The sequence below is a fragment of the Desulfosoma caldarium genome (assembly GCF_003751385.1).
Lineage (GTDB): Bacteria > Desulfobacterota > Syntrophobacteria > Syntrophobacterales > DSM-9756 > Desulfosoma > Desulfosoma caldarium.
Map to the genome: position 1 here is coordinate 1 of NZ_RJVA01000007.1, position 1,127 is coordinate 1,127.

The following is a 1,127-nucleotide window of genomic DNA, read 5'->3' on the forward strand; positions in this document are numbered from 1 at the left end:
CCACAGCCCAAAACCGGCGGCATGCCCACCGTCTCGCACACTTCCGCCAAGCCGTCCCCGGCCAACACCGCCGCATCCGGCTTCATCAAACCCGCCTTGGCCAATGCGATCTGCGAACAGCCCGTCTGCACCACCAAAACGTTGTTCTTGATCAGCTCCTTGACCAGCTCCACATGCACCCAATCCTGCTTCACCCGAGGATTCGTGCAGCCCACCACCCCGGCTACCCCGCGAATGCGCCCGTTGATGATGTTTTCATTGAGCGGCGTGTAGCTTCCTCGAAACGTTCCACCCAACATGTAGTTGATGTACTCGTGACTGAACCCGTGCACGCCCAGGTCACGGCGCTGCGGAATGACCACTCGACCCGGCCGGTTCTTGAACCGCTCGATGGCCAGCTCCACCACCTTGTCGGTGCACTCCCGTGGATGATGCTCGTGAAACTCAATGTGCTGCGCCCCCTCGATCTTCGCCCGAGGATTGGTCGTGAAAAACTTCGTCCCGTAACACTCGCTCATCTGCACCAACGCCTGCTTAATGCACTGGACGTCCACCGCCATGGCGTCCACCGCCCCCGTGGCAATCACCGCCTCCGTGCTCATAAAATTGCCCGCATGCGGCACCCCGTGCCGAGAAAGCACCTCCGCTCCCGAACAGCACATCCCTAACAAATTGATCCCCTGAGCCCCAGCTTCCTTGGCCTTGGCCACCAAATCCGGATCATTCACCGAATCAATCATGGACTCAAAAAGATTCGGCTCATGCCCGTGCACAATGATGTTCACATGGTCTTCCTTCAAAAACCCCATGTTCACACCGGCCACCAAAGGCTTCGGCGTCCCAAACAATATGTCCGAAATCTCCGTGGCCACCATCGAACCACCCCAACCATCCGCTAGGGCCGTCCGCGAACACTGCCGCACCAAATTCTCATAGTCCTGATCCACTCCCATGTGCGTGCGGTGCATAATCTCCATAATCTCCCGCATGGCCCCGCGAGGCACCACTCCGTACTTCCGCCACGTCTCCAAAGTCTTCTCCGGCACCCGGCTCACAAAAGGAATCTCACCCTCCACCTGCGTGTAGGTCCGCTCCAACTCCTCATAAAGATCCTTCGCAATCTCCAT

1 pseudogene is annotated in these 1,127 nt (G+C 58.4%); it reads right to left on the reverse strand.

Annotated features, from left to right (window positions below):
* Positions 1-1,127, reverse strand: a pseudogene (locus EDC27_RS00665) (anaerobic carbon-monoxide dehydrogenase catalytic subunit); the annotation flags it as partial.